Origin of the sequence: Cuniculiplasma divulgatum (genome assembly GCA_031200235.1) — an archaeon.
In the GTDB taxonomy this organism is placed as follows: Archaea; Thermoplasmatota; Thermoplasmata; order Thermoplasmatales; family Thermoplasmataceae; genus UBA509.
Genome location: CP133595.1, coordinates 54,629 through 75,630, shown reverse-complemented (window position 1 = coordinate 75,630; position 21,002 = coordinate 54,629). Strand labels below are relative to the sequence as shown.

Below are 21,002 nucleotides of genomic sequence, written 5' to 3'. Positions count from 1 at the left end.
TAGGCTGGTTCCCACCGATCTGGAACGTGGATAATGCAGCAATAATCAGATCTTTACCCTGTATGATCTCAGCCAGTCCAGATCGCTCTGGTAGATATCCCTTATGTCGTCCAGTCCAAAATAGATCATGGCAAGTCTTTCAAGACCCAGCCCCCATGCAATGACAGGATGTTTCAGCCCAAGTGGCCGGGTAACTTCAGGCCTGAACACCCCTGAGCCTCCAAGTTCCATTTCCTTTCCATTGATGGTTACCATCACATCCATGCTTGGCTCAGTGTAGGGGTAATAAGAGGGAATAAACCTTAGCTCTGTGAAACCAAGCCTCCTGTAGAATTCCTTCATGAGCCATTTCAGCGAGGCAAGGCTGGCATCCTTTCCATAGTATGCGCCCTCTATCTGGTGAAGCTCAGCCAGGTGTTTCCAGTCAACGCTCTCATGGCGGAAAACCTTTTCAACAGAGAAAACGGCCTGGGGCGCCTGCTTGTGTTCATAGAGGTAACGGATGGTGCTCACAGTCGTGTGAGTTCTGAGAAGCAGTTCAGCAGCCTTTTCGCTGGACCACCTGTAGCCCCATCCAGTGTACCCCTTTATGCCCTTCTCGTGAACCTTCCTGAATATTTCCAGAACCTCAGGATGTTCCATTTCCAGATCAGTGCTTGAATCTATGTAGAATGTATCCTGCATATCCCTTGCGGGATGATCCTGTGGTATGAAGAGGGCATCCATGTTCCAGGCGGCATGTTCGATGTAATGCCCTGACATCTCAGTGAATCCCAGATCAAGAAATATTTCTCTTACCATCCTGCTGAGGAATGATATGGGATGTATACCCGCACCAAGAATCCGTTCAACCCTTGAGTTCATGTCATATCTCTGGAACGGGATGGTTTTCCATGATCCGGATTGTATTATGTCGGAAGTAAGTGCACCAATGCTCCCCTGGTTTCCGGAATTGGCCTCAAGGACCCTTATTCCTGCTGGATTTATCCGCACCATGCGAATTGTCCTCTTTCTTTCCTTTATTACGTTCTCTCTTTTTCTGAAATGTTCCAGAATTTCCTGGTCAGGGGGCTCTTCACCTTTTTTTATTTTCTCCAGAAACTGTCTCCGATTTTCAAGGTAAGAGAACACGGAACTCTCTGGTGCGGGGAGAAGGCCGCCGGAAGGTTTAATGCCCAATTTGGCAAGCTGTGCAAGTGCAATTTTCCCTTCACTGGGTCCAAGAGTTTGAAGAACATCCCTTACGGTGGCATGCCCATTCCTGATGATCTGCATAGCTTTTTCTTCTGGAAGCCCCTGGAGGAGAAATTTTTCACCCTCATCCGTAAGGCTGTATTCTGTGTGGTCTTTTCTTGATACGTCAATGAGTTTCTTGGATTCCAGCCAGGAAATTGCACTGGATATTTCTCTCTGCCCCAGACCCTCAATGGAAATTTCAGCCTCAGATATTTCTTTCCGTTGAGACAGGAAATTGAGCACCTTGACCTCATTCGGACTCACATCTGATGAAAACTGCTCTTTTCCGTAGGAATCAGGATTGTCTGCCATTCAAATATCACCACTGGGGATAAACTGAAACACTGCCAGGTTTCAGAACCTTTTCTCAGGAACATGCTGAATATGCATAATTTGTTTTTCCTGCAATTAAAGTAAACCTGCAGTTAACGTGGGTGTTCCTCCATGTACATGAAAAGTGGTATGAGATTGCCCCTCACCTTCATGCCGAGGTCCGTAAGCGAATATAAGATTCGTCCGTCAGATTCATATCTTGTGATCAAGCCCAGATCAAGGAGGTCCGTCAGGCGTCTGGATATCATGGTGGTGCTTGAGCCTGGTATTTCCCTGCGTATTTCATTGAAATTCCTGCCGTGATCAACGTTCCCCAGGACCCCAAGAATCAGCATGGTATACTTCTTACCAAGAACAGAGAGTAACGGCATGGAGGGATCTATGCAGGTCTGCATGCCGTCGTGAAGTATCATGCAACTTTCAACCCTGACATTCTGCGCCATACTCTCTCTCCACATTCCATCTAGCGTGCTTCAAATCCCTGTAACAAATTCGGATTTAAATACCTGTGTTTTACCTATGATGGATATCCCGTTGCCGCGAAAACATAAATTAGCGATCATGGACTACAGGACTGCTATGACATCTGTTTTACTGGAAACAACCATGGGAAATGTGAAGATAGAACTCTTTGATGATATGCCGGTTACTGCCGGGAACTTCAGGAAACTTGTAGAAAAGGGTTTTTACAATGGTGTTATTTTTCACCGTGTTATACCGGGTTTCATGATTCAGGGTGGAGACCCAACGGGCACTGGAATGGGCGGTCCTGGATATACCATAAAGGACGAGTTCAACAAAAAATACGGCAACTCAAGGGGCACCATATCAATGGCAAATGCTGGTCCGAACACCGGTGGCAGCCAGTTCTTCATAAATGTGGTTGACAATCATTATCTGGACGGCAAGCACCCTGTTTTCGGCAGGGTTACAGAAGGCATGGATGTTGTTGATTCAATAAGCAATGTGAAAAGGGACAGGAATGATCGTCCGCTGTCGCAGGTCGCAATAAAGACCGCAAAGGTCCTGTGATCAGAGGACATTATTTGTTAACTGTAACAACTTATAACGGGCCGGTCCGGCCCCGCGACATAACTTGAGAAACGCCGCTTAAACCAGTTAATGGGCATAATTATGCAGTGGGCCCCTATCATAATTCAGGCCTGAGGAAACCTATGAATTTTTTACTTTTTATCCATACGCCAGCATGGTTCAGGTTATGATGATTCTCTGCTATTCGCCTGTTCCTCCACAAATGACACAATGAAATTGACAATATCTGTACTTTCATTCACAAGGCTGAAATCATAGACCCTGTTGCCAGTTTCAACCCTGGCATAAACGTCCCATGATTCCCGGCCGACATTTTTCCCTTGCAAACCTAAGCGGATATCAAATTTCACTGCAGATGCTTCTCCGGTGAATCCTTCCACAATGCATACGCTGGAATAGTTCTCAGCAAGCTTCAAAAGTCCCTTGAGATTCAGATATCCGCCAATGCTGATGAAGGATTTCGATGGTGATCGGCCCATGGACATGACTGCACCCTTAGCAACGGCCCGGTAAGTGTCCTTTCCCCGGGTATCAAACTCTGCATCATCGTGGGGAATATCCTTGATAAAGGAAACCCGGATGCCACGGCGTGACAGACCGCCAATGATCTGCTCTGCAAGCAATGTCTTTCCGGAGCCACTTGGCCCCGAGACAAGTATCAGTAACGAGATCAGCGCCTCCTGGAATCGCCTGTATGAATCAATGCATCCACTTCATTGACGATGTTCGTTGCACCGGTACGCACAAAGAGAAGGTCAGCGTATGTTAAAAGGGGAATCCCGCCTGTGGACTCCTGATCATCCTCTGCAAGTACAAGCTGATATCCGTCAGTACGATTCTGACCGTAAACCGGCACATTTTTCCTGAGTGCCGAAACAACTCTCTTTTCCATTGCGTTCTTTCCAATGATATTCTCCAGGTATTTCAGTGGGGGGCCAAAAATGCTGCTGCATTTTTCCACATATCCCTCCAGGTTATCCGCGCTGGCGATAGGGGGCGTGCCACTAGCCGTTATGCATCTTCCTCCCAGTTCGTATATCCTCACGCTTTCCGTCAAATCCCCGGGGAGTTCCGCAACTGCATCGGCAGTATATGGATGCACAGCTACCTTGAGCACTATGGCATCTACATCTGAATTAAGAATCATGTCCACCGCCTCATCAGGCGAGGAATACGATAACCCCACATTGGGAAGTATTTCCCTAAGAAGCTTGGCATTTCTCCTTTCAATGGTTCCGGATATCCTGGCAACAGGAAGCAAGCATGACTGGTTCCATGGATGAAAATCCACAGGGTCCCCAGCATCCATATACTTTGTTGTTCCAGGAATCGAAATGTAACCGGAGGTTCCGGTGAACCTGCTGATGGAACCTGAGAGTCCCTGTACAGGATAGATTCTTGCCGGGTTCCCGTGAAGGATTCGTGACGGTATGAGATTCTGTTTTCCTATCTCAAGATTAATCCTCCTGCCCAGAACGCCGTGTATGCCCATGCTCTCATATGACATTCCTGCCATAGTGGCAATTCCGGGAATGAAAATTGTTCTGAGAATCATTGCAGCAGATACGGGAAATCCGGGCAATCCAATTATTATTTTGTTTCCTGATCTTGCAAATACGGTTGGAAGACCGGGCTTGGTAAGCACACCGTGGAAGATTATTCCTGGTGTCAGTTTTTCTGCCGCAACATACACCAGGTCGGATTCACCAGCTGAACTTCCACCTGACAGTATTACTATATCCGAATCCTCCAGGCCTGTTGACATTGCATTTTCAATCTGATCAATCCTGTCAGGGAAAAGCCCAAGGAATCGTGCCTCTATGAAATTCAATTTGGAGAGATCCGACATAATCATGTGGGAATTTGCCTCGTATATTTTGCCAGGTGAATAATCCTCTCCAGGTTTGATGAGTTCATTCCCTGTGGAAATGACTGCAATCTTCAGGCGCCTGTAAACGCTGACATTGCTGATTCCCATTGATGCAAGTACGGCAACATCATGGGGCTGAATCTCCCGACCTTTCCACAGCACCATGGAACCTTCTGCCATATCGCTTCCCGCTTCTGCAATGTTCTCACCGCGGACCGTGGCAGTCTTGACGCTGACAAACCCGCCTGCCTCCGACGTTGCCTCCACAGGAACGACGGAATCAGCTCCGGGCGGAACAATGGATCCCGTGGAAACCCTGATGCATGTTTTTTCCTCCTCAAGGGCTGGCGACTCGTTCCCTATGAATGATTCTCCAGATATTTTCAGTGTCGCCGGATTGTCTGAACTGCAGCCCGCAATATCCGCAGATCTCACTGCATAACCATCCATGGTGGCCCTGTTAAATGGAGGTGTATTCATTGGGGAGAAAATATCTTCTGAGACTATCCTGCCAGCTGCCTCATCTATGGAAATGCTCTGCGTCTCCATGATAGGTTGCATATTGGTCCTGACAAGTTCCACTGCCTTCTGAAATGTTACCAGATTCCTGTATACACTTCTCATTCTGTTCACCACAACCTGAATTCCACCAAATCTCCTGAATGGTATCCTTCCACCCATTCCGGAACGATAATGATGCCGGATGAATTGAGGAGCGAGCCAAGACGCATCCCTATGTTGTCGGATGCAGGCGCAACCATGGTCCGGCCATTCATCTCCACCAGGGTTCCGGGAATCAGCCTTGTATAGCCTGACCCTGTGGTGATGTCAGAAGAAATGGGAAGCCGTTGCCGAATCCTGTAGCCTGAAACCCCAGTTATGGCCTCAAGCAGCATTTCAACCATCAGGTCAGCCATGAGGATTGATGTGGACGGGAATCCCGAAAGCGACATAACTGGCTTTCCATCAAGCGAATAGAGAGACGTAGTCCTGCCTGGCTTGGTTCTAATTCCTCCAAATACCTCAAAGGCCCCTGCTATCTCCATGGCTTCTGGAACCTCGTCCTTTCTGCCCAGGCTGCTCCCACCAGTTATTATTGCCAGGTCCCATCTATTCGAACTCTCCTTGACTGCACGGGCAATCTCATGAGGATCATCATGTACCTGACCGATCCATAATGTATTGCTGAATCTCCAAGGCAATAGCGCCATCATTGAAGGCATTCCCGAATTCTCGATGTGGTCAGGTGCATCCGGAAAAAGTTCATCACCTGTATTGAGGACAGCAACTCTCATGGGTGAAAAGGCGGTCAGCCTGCCAATGCCGCCATCAGTAAGTGCAGGCAGATGCCAGGGCTTAATTATGTTGCCTGAGCTGATGAGTACTGTCCCTGCACTGATATCTTCACCTCTAGAGGCCACGTTCTCCCACGCTTTCACGGATGAACTTACCGTAATAGTGTCGCCAGAAACAGTGGCGTTCTCCGCCATTACTACTGCATCCAATCCCTCCGGTAGAATCCCGCCGGTATAGATCTCAACGCTTTCGCCTCCAGAAACAGCTGAATTAAAGCCCTTTCCCGCTTCCGATTTTCCGACAATTTTGAATCGGGAGGGGTCCGCTGGGCTGCTCCCCTCTGTTTCGTCGGACCTTATGGCATATCCGTCAACTAGGCTCCTTGGATTTGGAGGAAAATCTTTCGTGGCAACCACAGTATTAGCAGCAATCATCCCCACGGATGTCGCTGCTTCCACTTCTACTGTTGAAAGTTTCTTCCAGCTGTATGCTTTCACAATACGGGAAACTTCGTCCAGCGAGATCATGCTGTTGAACCGGCTCATTTTCTTTCTTACTGTACCAGCCATCTATCTCCCCAGTTCATGGTGAATATGATCTATCTGATCCAGTATAAGTTTGGAAACTGCCAGCATGGATCCGCCAGGCGATCCTGGCAGGCAGAACACTGGCTTCCGTCCCACTATGAAAGCAGTTGATCTGGACATAATTGCGGATGCTCCAATTTTCTGGAATGAGATCAGTGCGAAGACATGACTGAACCCCGTCATTTCGAAGTCTGCTATGCTCCGAACGGCCTCAATGGTGACATCCCTGGAAGTGATTCCGGTGCCGCCTGTGATGATTACTGCATCGGACGATTCAAGACCAGCCATCACGGCCCTCCTTATGTCATCCACATTATCATCAACGATCTGGTATCCCGACACCCTGTGACCCTTTTCTCTGATGGCATTCACAATCCCTCTGCCGGAATCATCGTTATCCATAGTTCTGGTGCTGCTGCAGGTAATCACATGGAATGACGCAATAAATCCTGAAATTCTATGGTCGTGCTGCACTTTTCTCCTTTTCCTCTACAATTATATCATGAATTCGTGTATGGGGATAGTTACCCGTTTCATCCTTTTCCACATACTTAACCATGTCCCACACAGTGAGCAGAGCCGATGAAACGCAACTGAGAGCATCCATCTCTACGCCGGTCTTCCAGTTGGCCAGCACAGAGCAGGTTACTCTGGCCCCATCTTCTTCAAGCTCCATTGAAAAATCAACTGATTCCAGTGGAATCTGATGACAGTAAGGCATACGCATCCATGCCTCCTTCGCACCGGTAATTCCCGCGATCTTGGCAGCCTCAACGACGTCACCCTTCTTGATCCTGTGATTTCTGATGAGATCAATGGTTTCAGGCCTCAGCCGGATCCTTCCGGAGGCCCTGGCAAATCTTCTTACTACTCCCTTCTCAGAAATGTTAATCATTGCAGTTACATGGCATAACCACATAAAATTTTGACCTATACAAAAGAGCAACAACTTTACGTTAATGAAAATGTAATACTGGCGAGGCCATTAACAATGGTGATTGCAATTGTTCCTGTGAAACTGTCTCAGAGACTGCCTGGAAAGCACATGCTGAAGATTGGAGGCACCAGCATACTTGAATCTGTCGTTAAGCGGATCAGCACGGTGATGGAGGTGGAGGTATACTCAAAGATCGACATTTCTTTTCCTCACTTGCCGGACAGCTCAAGCAACATAATGGAGCTTGTTTCAGGGCTTTCTGAGAGGTATGGCACATTCATGCTTGTGGGCGGAGACATGCCGTTCTTCACGGTATCTGATGTGAGGATGTTGCTTGACGGCTTCCAGGGCCGATCAATTGTGCCACGCCATCACGACGGAAAGATCGAACCACTTTTCGCGATTTACAGTGGGAAACTGAAGCCTGAGCATAGCCTTATTGATATGATTGCCAGAATGAATCCAGTGTACATTAACGCATCGAAGTTCTCCAAATACGCTTTCTTCAACATTAACACAGAGGTGGATTATGAGCAGGCTCTTGAAATCATGAAAAAAATGGTTGAAACCGGCAAGATGAAATAAGAATCAGCAGAACTGGAATGTGACTTAGGAAAAGGTGACTTTTATGCCGTAGAACATGCAGTTGTTGTAAGATATCACTGATTCACCTGCGTTATCACCGGTTGCAGGCCAGCACTTTTCAGTCCCTCCATTTCTCCTCACCACCTTCCGCAATATCCTTTTTCCAGATTGGAACCTTTTCCTTTATGGAATCAATTATGAATTCACATGCCCGGAAACCCTCCTTCCTGTGTGGAGAAGCAACGCATACTGCGACAGAATCCTCCTTGAGGTTCAGCCTACCAAGGCGGTGGACAATGGCGTAGTCAGTAATTCCATACTTTTTCACGGCTTCTTCCGCGATCTCCCCAATCATTCTGAGGGCCATCTCCCTGTAGCTGCTGTATTCCAGTCCAGATACCTTAAGATTAACCGAGGTGTTCCTCACAGTGCCAAGAAAACTCACTATTGCTCCAACCGATTCGCTCCGAATTTTTTCAATGAGATCGCCGTAATCAATGGGTTCTTCCTGGATTCTGATAAGCATAAGAGGATCAGGCTGGCCGTGATAAAAAATATTGTGAAGTTGCAGGGTTTTGGTTTGCTTATTATTCTTCTTTGCTTTAATTAGTTCACATCAGGCAGGTAAGGGCAACTTCGATCCCCTGATCAATTTCCTCATCCTTCCGGGGTTGCTTTTCAGTTTATTCATGGTTTCAGTGGCGGTGGATTTCAGGTCATCCATGTCAGTTGGGCAGAAATTTGGAAGTTCCTGATACTTCAGTGCATTCCATACAAATTCATCCGGATTGAATTCAGGAGAATATGCGGGTATCCTCCTGGTTATGAGGCGATCGTTATGAACGCCAAGATATTCCTTTACCTTTTTACTCCTGTGTATCATTATGTTATCCCAGAATATGTACAGGAAACCATGTATTTCTGAAAGAAGCTGATCCAGGAAAGCCATGATGTCATCCTCGTTCATGCTTCCTTCCCTGATCATGAAATAGAGATAGCCTTCCGTGGATACGGCAGATGAAATAGATATCCTATCACGCTTCTCCCTCACCTTCATTATTGATCTTTTTCCCCTCAATGACCATGTCTTCCTGACATTGGGTCTGCTCTGCATTCCGGATTCGTCCTGGAATAGTATGGTTGCATGGTGTTCATGGGCCTCCTTCATGTGTTCAGGATATTCCTTCTCAAGCCATTCCTTGACGTATTCCGGATTCTTCTCCATTGCAGTGGCAAGAGGAATCTGTGCAGAGTATCCGAGGGATCGGAGAACCCTCCACACATGTGTTGTGTTGTATAATACTCCGAATTCCCTCAGGATAACATCCGCCACTCTTTTCAAAGTCCACAGATCGGTTTTGAGGCCATATTCCCTCGGACCATTATCGATGATCTCCTTCAGTCTCTTCTTCTGGTCTGAGGAGAGCTTATCAGGTCTTCCCTTCTGTTTTGTATCCCTCCAGGAATCGTATCCCTTTTCAGCAAGGCGTTTTGCCCAGTTGTTCACACTTGTCCAGTCCACATCAAGTTTCCTTGCTATCTCTGCCTTTGATGTTCCGGAGTTAAGGAGATCATATCCCTTCTTTCTCCTCAGTTCCCTGAAGGATGGCTTTCCCGATCTGTGACTTTCCATCAGCGGTGCCATAATACTGAATGCATTAGTAGTATATGGAGTTATTAATCCAAAGAGCAGTAATACATATTCATATGCATATGGTGTGAAAAATAATTAAATAGCAAAATAGACTATTAATTTCAAACATGAAAAGGAAGGCAGAGAATGGATGAAGAAAACATAAGTTTCAGGGTCGGAGGTATCGAAGCCAGGGCAGTCAGGGGGCAAACTATACTTCAGGCATTATTAGCGGAAGGCAAAGATGTGCCGCATATTTGCTATCAGCCGAATCTGGGTCCAGTCAGGACATGTGACACCTGTATTGTTGAGGCTGATGGTAAAATGGTGAGGTCATGTTCGACTCCATTGACAGATGGAATGAATGTTGACTTTTCATCAAAGAAGGTAAGAGAATTACAGGTTGAGGCGACACAGAGGATACTGCACAACCACGATCTTTACTGTACAGTATGCGAAAACAACAACGGTGACTGCGCGCTGCATAACACTGTGCATGACCTGCATATTGACGTGCAGAAATATCCGTTTGAACCCAAACCCTACCAGGTGGATGACACAAATCCTTTCTACATTTATGATCCAAACCAGTGCATACTGTGCGGCAGGTGCGTGGAGGCATGCCAGGATGTGCAGGTGAACGAGACTCTAAGGATTGACTGGAGCCGTGATCGCCCGCGTGTAATATGGGATAATGATGTTCCCATAAATGATTCATCCTGCGTCTCATGCGGACACTGCGTAACGGTATGTCCGGTGAATGCCCTCATGGAGAAATCCATGCTTGGCAAATCAGGTTTCATGACCGGCATTCCAAGAGAAACAAAGCTCAGGATGATTGATGCTGTGAAATCCATAGAGCCTGAAACCACCATGAGTCCAATAATGGCCATCAGCAACGCAGAATCCAGAATGAGGAAATCCAGGATAAAGAAGACCAAGACAGTCTGCACATACTGCGGTGTGGGCTGTTCATTTGAGATGTGGACCAAGGGCAGGGAGATACTGAAGGTGCAGCCCCAGCCTGAATCACCAGCAAACGGAATATCGACGTGCATTAAGGGAAAATTCGGCTGGGATTTTGTCAACAGCAGCGAAAGGATCACATCGCCCCTCATCAGGGATGGCAACCGCTTCAGGAAAGCCACATGGGATGAGGCGCTCGATCTTGTGGCCAGAAGGCTTTCCGAAATTCGTGATAATTATGGAGGGGATGCCATTGAGTTCATAGCATCATCCAAGGGAACCAATGAGGAGGCATACCTTGTTCAGAAGCTGGCAAGGCAGGTATTCGGCACAAACAATGTTGACAACAGTTCCAGGTTCTGCCAGGCACCTGCAACGACAGGCCTCTGGCGAACAGTTGGATATGGAGGGGATGCCGGATCCATACAGGACATATACATGGCAGACCTTGTTATAGCAGTTGGAACAAACACCGCTGAATCCCATCCGGTTCTTGCTACCCGTGTGAAAAGGGCACACAAGCTGAACGGGCAGAAGCTCATTGTTTCTGATCTGAGAAAACATGAAATGGCAAGGAGGGCAGATTTATTCATCCATCCACATCCGGGCACAGACCTTGTATGGCTCAGTGCGGTCACAAAGTACATCATTGACCAGGGATGGGAGGATGAGGACTTCATTGCTCAGAGGACAAGCGGCTTTGATGAATACAGAAAAAGCCTCCAGATGTTCACACTGGAATATGCAGAGCAGATCACGGGAATAAACAGATCTGACCTCATAAAGGTTGCAGAGACGATTCACCAGTCTAAGAATGTTGTCATACTCTGGGCCATGGGTATAACACAGCATCAGATGGGCAGTGATGCTTCCACTGCAATATCAAATCTTCTGCTTATGACAGGAAATTACGGCCGGAGAGGGACCGGCGCTTATCCACTGAGGGGCCATAACAATGTGCAGGGTGCCAGTGATTTCGGTGCAATGAACGCCTATTTTCCGGGGTACCAGAGCGTTGCTGATCCAAGCATACGAAAGAAGTTTGAGCAGGCCTGGAATTGCAGTATCCCAGAAAAGCCCGGGATGGACAACAACACGTGCCTGGAAGGCGCAAGGGATGGAAAAATAAGGGCAATGTACGTCATCGGAGAAGAGCTGGTTGAGACCGGGTCGGATTCAAATTTCATCCAGGAGCAGCTTGAAAAGCTTGATTTCCTTGTTGTGGAGGATCTCTTCCTGTCAGAGACTGCAAAGTTTGCTGATGTAGTCCTGCCTGCGTCTGCGAGCCTTGAAAAAGAAGGGACATTCGTGAATACCGAGAGGAGGATACAGCGCATATATGAGGTAATGAAGCCACTGGAAGGCACAAGACCGGACTGGATCATCGTACAGGACATTGCACGCAGGCTGGGCGCAAACTGGAATTACTCACACCCGTCCGAGATCATGAAGGAGGCCGCTTCCCTGGCACCAATGTTCTCAGGGGTCAGATATGACAGGCTGGAGGGATTTAACAGCCAGCAGTGGCCAGTGTTTCCGGATGGTTCAGATTCCCCTTTCCTGTACGAAAAGGAATTCCATTTCCCGGATGGAAAGGCCAGGTTTTATCCTGTGCAATATACGCCACCACTGTCCCTGGATGAGGAATACGATCTGCATCTCAATAATGGGCGGCTCATGGAGCATTTCCACGAAGGCAATGAGACCTATAAATCTCCGGGCATAAAGGAGAAGGTTCCGGGTACATTCATTGAGATCTCGCCTGAGCTTTCCAAGGAACGCGGCATAGAGACAGGAGACAGTGTCAGGGTCATCTCAAAGTGGGGCAGCCTCCGGGTGACAGTGCTTGTTTCAGATAGAGTTTCAGGCAGGGAAATGTACATGCCCATGAACGCCTCAGGCGATTCAGCCATAAACAGGCTAACAAGCAGGTACATGGACAGCACTGCCCATACTCCTGCTTATAAGGAGCTCCCGGTAAAGATTGAAAAGATTCCCGGAAAGAAAGGCATCTCGCCGCTTCCGGCATCAAACCCCAGGAACTTTTCTGGAAATCCCCAGAAAGGGGTTCTTGTGGAGAAGAAATGGGAAAGGGCGGATTATGAGAAACTGACAACGGAGTGAGAAAATGGCAAAGATGATTGAGGAAATAGAAGAGGATAAGAAATCAGGCACTGCTTCTCCCGACGCAGTGATGGAAGAGATTATGAATCACGCATCTGATATTTCGGCAGTGCTTGATCTCATTGCGGCTGCAAACAGAACCGGTGTTATTGGCTTCCTGAGGGCGCTGGTTGAGAATCACCAGGATGTCACAGATGTTGTTGTAGAGGAAGCCACAAGCCAGAGCAACATGCGTTTTATGAGAAACCTTCTTTCTGTTTACACAATGCTCTCCCGCATAGATCCTGAAAGACTGAGGCCCTTCATGGAGAATGCTGCCGATTCAATAGCGGCCGCAGATCGCCTGAAAGCCAATGGGCCTCTGGGGCTGCTGAAGATCGGATCACAGCTCAAGGATCCTGATGTCAGCGCTGGCGTAAGGGTGCTGCTGTCTGTAGCCAGAGGCTTCACTGCAGGAAGGAAGGATAAGTGATAGCTGGTTTTTCACGTCCGGGAGTTGCCAGAAAGGAAGCCTTTAAAGTTACTGTGGGGAATGGAACAACCCAATCCACAGATACAATAACAGTTGAGGAGCCTCTGGAAATAATTGTTTCAGATAAGCATGGTCATGAAGTGAGCGCAGGAATAATCATGCGCACTCCAGTGATGGATGACTGCCTTGCGGCTGGATTCCTGTTCACGGAGGGCATTATCCGCAGCATAAACGATATCTCAGCCATGGAAGGTATTGATTGTGACGGCATATCCCACAGCAACAGGATAAATGTTACCCTTGCCGAAAACGTACAGTTGCAGCCTGCCAACATGGGTGGCAGAAGGTACATCAATTCATCATGCGGTGTGTGCGGAAAGGGAAGCATAGATCAGGTGTTCATGAGAGTGGGAAAAATCCAAAGATCTGATTTCAGGGTCAGAGCTTCGGTCATTGCTTCTCTGCCAGATTCACTCTGGGGAACGCAGGGGATATTCTCCAGTACAGGAGGCCTACACGCGGCGGGCCTTTTCAGTGGCGACGGGTCTGTTGTCTGCTCTGCTGAGGACGTGGGGCGCCACAATGCCGTGGACAAGGTTATCGGCCGTTCGCTGATGAACGGCTGTGCATTTGATCATATGATCCTTCAGGTCAGCGGGCGTGCCGGTTTTGAGATCATAGAGAAAGCTGCCGTTGCAGGCATACCCATCATTGGATCAATATCAGCTCCCTCAAGCCTTGCAGTGGAAACCTGTGAAACACTGGGAATGACACTGCTGGGCTTCGTCCGGGGCAAAAGCTTCAACATCTATTCCGGTACTCAGCGAATAATCGTATGACAGTTATCCTCCACTCACTGCAGGGAATATTGCTATTTCATCCCCATTTTTGACTGCTGCGTCTCCGGAAACATAAGACTGGTTCACGGCAATAAGGAGGTTGTTCCATCTCTTCCCAATGGCTGGATGCATTTCTGAGAGTTTATCATGCACGGACTTTATGCCAGTCCCATCCGGGATCTCAATGGTTTCCTCAGAGGTTCCGGCATCATCACTTGCTGATCCGAAATATCTGATTCTTAATCTCATCTTCATCTTCCTTTTTCCAGTATGGTTCTCTGTCCTTCACAGAGCCAATGAAAATTCTGTCAAGTTTCTCCTGGGAAACGCCGTTCCTCAGGGGGGATATGATATTCCTGTAATTGTCACTCCTCATGAGGCATGGCTTCAGCATACCTGTGGAGGTAAGCCTTATCCTTGTGCAATTAGCGCAGAATTCAGCATTTCTCATGGGTTTCACAAACTCCACTTCGGCGAACATGTCACTTACTGGGACAAGATACTTCGGCCTGTGATGAAGATCATTGAATTCTATCCGTACGGATCGATCAGCCATGCCCTTTTCGATCTCATCCAGGGGCATATGATATTTCACGAACTCCTCAGAATCCTCAAGTTCTCTGGTTGTCTCAAACTCAATGAGCTGAAGAACGAACTTTTCCCTTGCTGCAAGTTCCATCATCCGGGGAATCTGATCCACGTTCAGGTCCTTCAACACAACGAAATTAACCTTGACAGGGGAGAGGCCTGCACTGCGGGCAGCCCTTATGCCATCAATAACTGTATCAATGGCGTCGACGCCTGTTATGAATTCAAATTTTTCCCTATCAATGGAATGCAGGGAAATATTGACCCGATCAAGCCCCGCTTCCTTGAGTTCATTTGCTATCCTGGACAGCATTATTCCGTTGGTTGTCATGGAGATATTTCCGGTAATGTGCTTCCTTATTCTCTGGATGATTTCTATGATGTCCCGCCTCAGGGTTGGTTCACCACCAGTCAGTTTGATCTTGTTAACACCCCACCTGTGAGCAGTTTCCACCACCTTCTCGATCTCTTCAGGAGACATGAATTCGGAGTGCACTCCAGTTCCTTCCATATGGCAGAAGAAGCACTTGAAATTGCATGTGGTGTTGACCTGTATTCTCATACTGTATACAAGCCGGTCAAAATTATCTTTTACCACTGGCATTATAATTTAATATGAGTACCGATTAATTAAGCTTTTTCTAGCTGAATTGCATCAAAATCAGGTCATTACAAAATGTCAGACAGGGATTTTCATTTTCACAGTGAAAACGAACCCAATTTTCAAATCATAATTTTTAGCTAAGAAATTCAGGGAAACCGGAATAATGCATATTTACAATATATACCGTATAGCGATGCATTTAGTATATGATATCAACGATATTTTACTGACCTGAAACATACTTTCAAATATCCAGCAACCATAAACCCAAAAGTGCAAGAGACCGGGACAGTTCTAAAGCACTTGAAGAAAGATCAGCTTGGCCTGAGACACGCTATTTCACAGGCTGTAGCTTTAAACGCTCCTGCAGGGACAATAGTTTTGTATGTTACTTCCACAGCAGCTCTGATGTATTTTACGTACGGCAGCACATATCCTAACGGTGCATTTGCTATTCCACTGGTGCTGCTGCTTTCACTTGTGGTATATGGGCTGATGAGTTTCTCCATGTATGAATTCTCCAAGGAAATCTCAAGTTCCGGAGGCTATTATACCTTCGTTTCAAGGGGGCTTGGCAGTTCTGCCGGTTATTTTACAGCAATATCGTATGTCACATACCAGATGCTCAGTTTCACGGGATTTGGCCTGCTTGGTTTCATCGGGTTCATTTATGGCATACTGCCTGAACTTGGCGTCAGCCTTCCATTTTCCAATTATCTGTGGATTCCTATTATCGTGGCCTTCACCGTTTTTGTAACCGCTCTTATTTATGCAGGAATCAAGCCCTCACTCAAGTACGTCTTTTATGCCATCATAATTGAGGTAACCTTCTTCATTGTAACATCAATCGCGCTTCTTGTGAGATTTCACGGGACCCTGTCATCTGCACCTTTCACCGCTGCACCTGTGGGTAACGATCCCCTTCTTGTGAGCACCATGATGATATACGCAATTGGCACATTCGTTGGTATAGGCGGTGCCCTTCCAATTGCGGAAGAAACCAGCAGGCCCAAGAGGAATGTGCCAATAGCCATTCTCGCCACCATAGCAATCCTGGGAGTTACAATTATCCTCTCCGCATATTCCCAGGTAATTGCTTGGGGGCATCTCAACATGTCCACCTTCGGTACCAGCACACCTTATCCTGTGCTGCTCATATATCAGCACGACTTTGGAATTCTGAGTCCGCTCATAATGATCCTGATGATCATTCTGGTTGCCAATTCCTATTTCACTGCCACTGTATCTCTGGGCACAAATGCCAGCAGGGTGCTGTTTTCGCTTTCAAGGGAGAATGTGATCCATAAGAGCATATCTGATCTCGATCACCGTACCGGAGTACCAAAAATTGCAATTCTTATAGTTGCCGCCATATCCATGGTTGTTGTCATTTCTGCTGGCCTTGTGTTCGAAAGGCTCTATCCCAACCAGCCGTTCAATGCCCTCACCTATGCTTCACTGTTCTTGCTTATACTTGAAAGCCCCATATCATACATGATACACATACTGACAAACACCTCGCTTTACAGGTTCCTGAAGAAGAACAAAAAGAAAGTGAGCATTGTAAAGCATGTCCTCATTCCAGCCATCTCAACGGTGACGCTGTTATTCGCCATATTTGTTGCAGTCTATTTCAACCTAAGCGCTCCGTATATCTACGGGGTCTATGGTGCACTGGTATGGGTTGTGGCAATCATAGGGCTGACACTTTACGTCAGCCTCAAAAGGAAGGACAAGCTCGAACTGATTGGGGACTTCTCGCTCTGAGAACTCTCTTCCTATTTTGTGCATAAGTAAATGCCTTGCGACTATTCATAATCCCTATTACACAAAGCTCCTGTGGAAGATGTGTTTTTCTCTAGAGACACATCATTAGAATTAGGCATTGTGTTAATCTATGGGAAGAAAGATTTTTGCAGTAAAGTCAGGTCCGGTGAATCTAATTTGTTTTTTATGTAGCTTGATAGTATTTATATATTGAATTCCGATATCGATTTCGATATAAAGTGGGCGATGATAGTATGAAGGAAAGGATGCACAGCTTTCCCGGAGAAGATGCACCTGCATTTACATTTGCAAAATCGTTCAGACGACATGGGGGTATGCGCTACTACGTTATCTGGCTCCTAACGAACGGACCCATGAAGGGTTCTGAATTAATGGATCAGATCCAGAAAGATACCATGGGATGGTGGCGCCCAAGTCCTGGAACAATATACCCGCTTCTTAGCAATATGGAGAAGGAAGGCCTTATAACAAGGCTTCCGGACCTCAGGTATGAACTGACGACAGCTGGCAGGAATGAGGTGGGTGTGGGAACAGGACAGGCGGCCCAAAACATTCCAATGGAGAGGCTGGTTGCAGATCTGGAAGGATATTCAGACTATCTGGAGGAGGAAAGGGATTCGGCTCTGCCCTATCTTGACAGGATTGAGGCAACAGCAAAAAGAATATTGAAAATCACGGAAGAGTTGAGGAAGGTGAAATGATTTGGCGGCAATAATCGAGACAAGAAATCTGACAAAAATATACGGTGGAAAGGTAAAGGCACTTGATGATCTGAACATAAGCATAGAGGAAGGAGAAGTCTACGGGCTGCTGGGGCCCAATGGAGCTGGCAAGACCACAACCATAAACCTGCTGGTGACCAGGATTGCGCCAACATCAGGAACTGCAATAGTGAATGGATTTGACATAGTGAAGAATTCGCTTGAAGTCAGAAAATCCATAGGGGTTGTGCCGCAGGATCTCACTACAGACGAGGATCTTTCAGGATTCGAGAACCTGAAGATGGTATCCCAGTTTTATGATGTGCCTGCCGAGGAGGCAAAGGAACGCATACACAAGCTACTCTCAATGGTAAGTCTGGATGATGTTAAGGACAGGCTTGTAAGGCAGTACTCGGGTGGAATGCGAAAGCGTCTTGAGCTCATAGCAGGACTGGTGCACGATCCCAAGATCCTTTTCCTGGATGAACCAACGCTGGGACTTGACGTTACTACCAGGACGCAGATGTGGAAGTACGTCAGGGAAATTCAGGAAAAACTTGATGTCACAATAATCCTCACAAGCCATTATCTGGAGGAGGTTGATGCTCTTGCAAACCGCATATCAATCATAGATCATGGAAAGGTGCTGGCCACCGGAACTTCTGAGGAACTTAAATCAAATCTTAAGGGCGATATCATACTGGCTACAATGAAGACTGACAGGGATGCAGAAACCCTGATGAAGTACCCGGGAGCTATTGAGGCTAAGGAGAATGGTCCCCGGGCAGTGCGACTGAAAGTGCAGAACTCCGATGAGGAACTGCCTAAGATCATTCAGTACATTTCCGGTAACTCCCTTTCAATCACAAGACTGACGGTGCAGAAACCAACCCTGGATGACGTATTCCTGGAATATACCGGAAATGAAATAAGGAGCGAAGAGCCCACGGATTCAAGACAGGAAATGATGAATCTCAGGAGGCTGAGAAGATGAGCGGACTTGGACCACTTACATCACGGGAACTCAAGAAATGGTACAGGAATCCTGTTTCTCTTCTGACAGGTCTCATACAACCGTTCTTCTGGCTGGCACTCTTTGGAAGTGCTTTCAGCAAAATCTCAGCATTTGGCCCGACCCTTCTTGATGGTGCTCCCAACTACATAACCTACATTCTTGGTGGCGTCCTGACAATCATCGGGCTCTTCACTGCACTGTTCTCTGGAGTGAATCTCATATTTGACCGGAGGCTTGGAGTTCTCGGAAGATTTCTCATTGCCCCAATCAGAAGGAGTTCCATTGTGTTTTCCAAGATATTTGCATCCAGTGCAAGGATTCTTGTGCAGGTTGGGATCCTTATCCTTGCTGCTCTTCTGATACCCAATGGACTTGAATTCAAGCACGGATTCACCGTTCTGGATGCCCTTATCCTCATAGCAGCTGTGATGCTGGTTGCCCTGATCTTTACATCCATATTCACCACTCTTGCAGTGAGGATAACTAGGCCAGACACAATCTTCGGCGTGATAAACTTGGTCAACCTGCCTCTCCTCTTCGTGAGCTATGCCATGTTCCCTCCCGGACTCATGGCTGGATGGCTCAGCGACGCCGCAAAGTACAATCCTGTTTCATGGAGTGCGGAGACAATAAGAACCGTGGTGATCAACGGAACCCTGACGGCATCGCAGATGGGCAGCATAGAACTGTGGCTTGGAGGACTGGCAATACTTGCTACCATTCTCCTGCTTATGGCATACTTTGTTTCAGAGAAAGAGATAAGAGAGTGAGTTGTGGCAATTCTGCCACAGATTTTTTTAAATTACCAAAAAATTCAGACCAGTTGTTTTTAACCTGCATATGGCAATCTGTCATATTCTTCATTGACGCAACCATAATCTTGCTGTATTGTGTGAGATGACGGTATATGCACCCAGGGGCTGAAAGAAATAAGATCTTCAGATTATGAATGGAAATCCTGCCGGGCTGGTTTCCCGCTCTCCAAAGAATATCTTCAACTGAACTTCCATCACCTTTGTAAACAGCCTCTGATTCACGCTTCCTAAGTCACCCTTTATGATGACAAAGCAAGAAATTTATACATATGGGTGGCGATCATGTGGTGAGGAATATCCATGGATACTGGAGCCAGCAGTACAATAAATTTCAAGGTAAATGACGGTGTAGCTACCTTTTCAAATGGAAATACTGAGATTGCAAATTTCGATCTTGAGGGTCGCTTGATATCCTTCACAAAAAATGGAATTGCCTACAGGAGAACAATAGCCAATACGTTCTATAAAATTCGAATCGAGGGGAATTTGAAAGTGATTGATTCCGTTTCTCATGCCGATGGGTCATCCATTCTGGAAGGATCATACAATCTGGCCAGAGAAGCAGTGAATGTTGGTAATGTTGCCCATGACGTTGACGTTGCCAGGAGAGTGGCATCCAGGGATTTGCAATGGGCAGAGTCTGATTCCAAAAGTCTTCTTTCATTGTATTCAGCGATTCCAGTAATTCCTCCAGACCAGCCCAGTGCATTGTTTTTGGAAATAACCAGTGGATGCAAATGGAACAGATGCACCCTCTGCAGAGGATATGAGACAAGGGACTACACCATAAAATCAATGGATGAATTTTTCTCCCACCTGGAGACCGTAAAGGGTCATTATGGCTCAGGATTGTCATATCACAAATCTGTTTTCCTCGGTGACGTCAATGCACTTGATATTGACCAGAAGATGCTTCTTGATATCCTTGATAGCATTAAGGAAAAGCTGAACATTCCAGTATTTACAGCATTTGATATATTCACCACTCCAAAAAAGAAGAACATGATAAACTACCGCGATCTGAAGGATCACGGACTGGATCGAGTATATGTATTCCTGGAAAGCGGGAGCTACAGGGTTATACGTCTCTTCAACAAGCATATCAATGTGACGGAGACGATGAATCTGGTTAACAACATCAAGGATCACGGTATCGGTGTAACCATAGTGGTAATGGCTGGCATTGGTGGAAAGAAATACAGCAGGGATCATGTTGAGGCCACTGCAAACATCATATCGCAGCTTGCCCTAAATAAGGGCGATTCTGTCATACTGTCCCCAATAATAGAATCCGATGACTCAAATTATCTTGATATCTCCAGCAAAGAAGGACTTTCTGATATGTCATTGCAGGAAAAGTACGCGCAGATGGACGATCTTACATCATCAATAAGGGATGCATTCAGGGATGTCAACGGCAGGGACATGGATATACCCATTATTAAGTACGACCTCAGGGAATCAGCCCTTTAAAATTTTCATAACAGAGGGCAGCAGATGGGTTATTTCTCCGGATCGCGTACCTTCATGTTTTGACTTATTGACTATTTTCTGCAGCTC

The 21,002-nt window shown here is 46.8% G+C and carries 21 protein-coding genes; 10 read left to right on the top strand and 11 right to left on the bottom strand.

Annotated elements, in window-relative coordinates; translation table 11 throughout:
• Positions 1-45 precede the first annotated feature (45 nt).
• Both RE469_00370 and RE469_00365 read right to left on the bottom strand, forming a co-directional pair.
• Complete coding sequence (locus RE469_00370; GenBank protein ID WMT44674.1) at positions 46-1,548, bottom strand: phenylalanine--tRNA ligase subunit alpha; 1,503 nt, start codon at positions 1,546-1,548, stop codon at positions 46-48.
• 113 nt (positions 1,549-1,661) lie between these two features.
• Positions 1,662-2,012 (bottom strand): helix-turn-helix domain-containing protein, encoded by a 351-nt coding sequence (locus RE469_00365; GenBank protein ID WMT44673.1) that lies wholly within the window; start codon positions 2,010-2,012, stop codon positions 1,662-1,664.
• Positions 2,013-2,148: 136 nt separating this feature from the next.
• On the opposite strand from RE469_00365, the gene RE469_00360 reads away from it, so the two are divergent.
• A complete protein-coding gene (locus RE469_00360) occupies positions 2,149-2,601 on the top strand; it encodes a peptidylprolyl isomerase (protein ID WMT44672.1) in 453 nt (150 codons plus the stop codon).
• Positions 2,602-2,786: 185 nt separating this feature from the next.
• Here the strand turns inward: RE469_00360 and RE469_00355 are convergent, their stop codons facing one another.
• From RE469_00355 to moaC, 5 genes are read right to left on the bottom strand one after another with little or no spacing between them, the layout of a single operon-like run.
• The gene (locus tag RE469_00355; protein WMT45662.1) at positions 2,787-3,281 is read right to left on the bottom strand and encodes a molybdopterin-guanine dinucleotide biosynthesis protein MobB; all 495 of its coding nucleotides are present in this window, start codon (positions 3,279-3,281) and stop codon (positions 2,787-2,789) included.
• A gap of 11 nt (positions 3,282-3,292) precedes the next feature.
• On the bottom strand, positions 3,293-5,173 hold the full coding sequence (locus tag RE469_00350; protein WMT44671.1) for a molybdopterin molybdotransferase MoeA: 1,881 nt from the start codon (positions 5,171-5,173) through the stop codon (positions 3,293-3,295).
• Positions 5,122-6,357, bottom strand: a complete 1,236-nt coding sequence (locus RE469_00345) for a molybdopterin molybdotransferase MoeA (protein ID WMT44670.1) — start codon at positions 6,355-6,357, stop codon at positions 5,122-5,124. Before RE469_00345 ends, RE469_00350 begins: the two co-directional genes overlap by 52 nt.
• Complete coding sequence (locus RE469_00340; GenBank protein WMT44669.1) at positions 6,358-6,849, bottom strand: molybdenum cofactor biosynthesis protein B; 492 nt, start codon at positions 6,847-6,849, stop codon at positions 6,358-6,360.
• A complete protein-coding gene (moaC, locus tag RE469_00335; protein WMT44668.1) occupies positions 6,833-7,270 on the bottom strand; it encodes a cyclic pyranopterin monophosphate synthase MoaC in 438 nt (145 codons plus the stop codon). The genes RE469_00340 and moaC overlap by 17 nt, the downstream gene beginning before the upstream one ends.
• A 96-nt stretch (positions 7,271-7,366) precedes the next feature.
• On the opposite strand from moaC, the gene RE469_00330 reads away from it, so the two are divergent.
• Positions 7,367-7,897: a hypothetical protein gene (locus RE469_00330; GenBank protein ID WMT44667.1), complete on the top strand. Its 531-nt coding sequence runs from the start codon at positions 7,367-7,369 to the stop codon at positions 7,895-7,897.
• A 118-nt stretch (positions 7,898-8,015) separates the two neighbouring features.
• Here RE469_00330 and RE469_00325 read toward each other — a convergent pair whose 3' ends face one another.
• Together RE469_00325 and RE469_00320 are read right to left on the bottom strand one after the other, a co-directional pair.
• Positions 8,016-8,423, bottom strand: coding sequence for a molybdenum cofactor biosynthesis protein MoaE (locus RE469_00325; GenBank protein WMT44666.1), 408 nt, complete (start codon positions 8,421-8,423; stop codon positions 8,016-8,018).
• A gap of 90 nt (positions 8,424-8,513) precedes the next feature.
• Complete coding sequence (locus tag RE469_00320; GenBank protein WMT44665.1) at positions 8,514-9,542, bottom strand: IS630 family transposase; 1,029 nt, start codon at positions 9,540-9,542, stop codon at positions 8,514-8,516.
• 135 nt (positions 9,543-9,677) lie between these two features.
• On the opposite strand from RE469_00320, the gene fdhF reads away from it, so the two are divergent.
• From fdhF to fdhD, 3 genes are read left to right on the top strand one after another with little or no spacing between them, the layout of a single operon-like run.
• On the top strand, positions 9,678-12,620 hold the full coding sequence (gene fdhF, locus RE469_00315) for a formate dehydrogenase subunit alpha (protein WMT44664.1): 2,943 nt from the start codon (positions 9,678-9,680) through the stop codon (positions 12,618-12,620).
• 4 nt (positions 12,621-12,624) lie between these two features.
• On the top strand, positions 12,625-13,092 hold the full coding sequence (locus RE469_00310) for a DUF1641 domain-containing protein (GenBank protein WMT44663.1): 468 nt from the start codon (positions 12,625-12,627) through the stop codon (positions 13,090-13,092).
• Positions 13,089-13,931: a formate dehydrogenase accessory sulfurtransferase FdhD gene (gene fdhD / locus RE469_00305; GenBank protein ID WMT44662.1), complete on the top strand. Its 843-nt coding sequence runs from the start codon at positions 13,089-13,091 to the stop codon at positions 13,929-13,931. The genes RE469_00310 and fdhD overlap by 4 nt, the downstream gene beginning before the upstream one ends.
• A gap of 3 nt (positions 13,932-13,934) precedes the next feature.
• On the opposite strand, the gene moaD is transcribed toward fdhD, so the two are convergent.
• Both moaD and moaA read right to left on the bottom strand, forming a co-directional pair.
• Positions 13,935-14,180: a molybdopterin converting factor subunit 1 gene (moaD, locus tag RE469_00300; protein WMT44661.1), complete on the bottom strand. Its 246-nt coding sequence runs from the start codon at positions 14,178-14,180 to the stop codon at positions 13,935-13,937.
• The gene (moaA, locus tag RE469_00295; protein WMT44660.1) at positions 14,143-15,123 is read right to left on the bottom strand and encodes a GTP 3',8-cyclase MoaA; all 981 of its coding nucleotides are present in this window, start codon (positions 15,121-15,123) and stop codon (positions 14,143-14,145) included. The genes moaD and moaA overlap by 38 nt, the downstream gene beginning before the upstream one ends.
• A 303-nt stretch (positions 15,124-15,426) precedes the next feature.
• Between moaA and RE469_00290 the strand changes: the two genes are divergently transcribed.
• The 5 genes from RE469_00290 (at position 15,427) to RE469_00270 (ending at position 20,915) form a co-directional block, all read left to right on the top strand.
• Positions 15,427-16,890: an APC family permease gene (locus tag RE469_00290; GenBank protein ID WMT44659.1), complete on the top strand. Its 1,464-nt coding sequence runs from the start codon at positions 15,427-15,429 to the stop codon at positions 16,888-16,890.
• A gap of 239 nt (positions 16,891-17,129) precedes the next feature.
• Positions 17,130-17,612: a PadR family transcriptional regulator gene (locus RE469_00285; GenBank protein WMT44658.1), complete on the top strand. Its 483-nt coding sequence runs from the start codon at positions 17,130-17,132 to the stop codon at positions 17,610-17,612.
• A 1-nt stretch (position 17,613) separates the two neighbouring features.
• Complete coding sequence (locus RE469_00280) at positions 17,614-18,606, top strand: ATP-binding cassette domain-containing protein (GenBank protein WMT44657.1); 993 nt, start codon at positions 17,614-17,616, stop codon at positions 18,604-18,606.
• Positions 18,603-19,397, top strand: coding sequence for an ABC transporter permease (locus tag RE469_00275; GenBank protein ID WMT44656.1), 795 nt, complete (start codon positions 18,603-18,605; stop codon positions 19,395-19,397). Before RE469_00280 ends, RE469_00275 begins: the two co-directional genes overlap by 4 nt.
• Positions 19,398-19,742: 345 nt before the next feature.
• On the top strand, positions 19,743-20,915 hold the full coding sequence (locus RE469_00270; GenBank protein WMT44655.1) for a radical SAM protein: 1,173 nt from the start codon (positions 19,743-19,745) through the stop codon (positions 20,913-20,915).
• Positions 20,916-21,002 lie beyond the last annotated feature (87 nt).

Bases quoted from the DNA above. Each gene is read 5' to 3' on its own strand.
- RE469_00370 (WMT44674.1), bottom strand. From the start codon at position 1,548: ATGGCAGACAATCCTGATTCCTACGGAAAAGAGCAGTTTTCATCAGAT.
- RE469_00365 (WMT44673.1), bottom strand. From the start codon at position 2,012: ATGGCGCAGAATGTCAGGGTTGAAAGTTGCATGATACTTCACGACGGC.
- RE469_00360 (WMT44672.1), top strand. From the start codon at position 2,149: ATGACATCTGTTTTACTGGAAACAACCATGGGAAATGTGAAGATAGAA.
- RE469_00350 (WMT44671.1), bottom strand. From the start codon at position 5,173: ATGGGTGGAAGGATACCATTCAGGAGATTTGGTGGAATTCAGGTTGTG.
- RE469_00345 (WMT44670.1), bottom strand. From the start codon at position 6,357: ATGGCTGGTACAGTAAGAAAGAAAATGAGCCGGTTCAACAGCATGATC.
- moaC (WMT44668.1), bottom strand. From the start codon at position 7,270: ATGATTAACATTTCTGAGAAGGGAGTAGTAAGAAGATTTGCCAGGGCC.
- RE469_00330 (WMT44667.1), top strand. From the start codon at position 7,367: ATGGTGATTGCAATTGTTCCTGTGAAACTGTCTCAGAGACTGCCTGGA.
- RE469_00325 (WMT44666.1), bottom strand. From the start codon at position 8,423: ATGCTTATCAGAATCCAGGAAGAACCCATTGATTACGGCGATCTCATT.
- RE469_00320 (WMT44665.1), bottom strand. From the start codon at position 9,542: ATGGCACCGCTGATGGAAAGTCACAGATCGGGAAAGCCATCCTTCAGG.
- fdhF (WMT44664.1), top strand. From the start codon at position 9,678: ATGGATGAAGAAAACATAAGTTTCAGGGTCGGAGGTATCGAAGCCAGG.
- RE469_00310 (WMT44663.1), top strand. From the start codon at position 12,625: ATGGCAAAGATGATTGAGGAAATAGAAGAGGATAAGAAATCAGGCACT.
- moaD (WMT44661.1), bottom strand. From the start codon at position 14,180: ATGAGATTAAGAATCAGATATTTCGGATCAGCAAGTGATGATGCCGGA.
- moaA (WMT44660.1), bottom strand. From the start codon at position 15,123: ATGCCAGTGGTAAAAGATAATTTTGACCGGCTTGTATACAGTATGAGA.
- RE469_00275 (WMT44656.1), top strand. From the start codon at position 18,603: ATGAGCGGACTTGGACCACTTACATCACGGGAACTCAAGAAATGGTAC.
- RE469_00270 (WMT44655.1), top strand. From the start codon at position 19,743: ATGGATACTGGAGCCAGCAGTACAATAAATTTCAAGGTAAATGACGGT.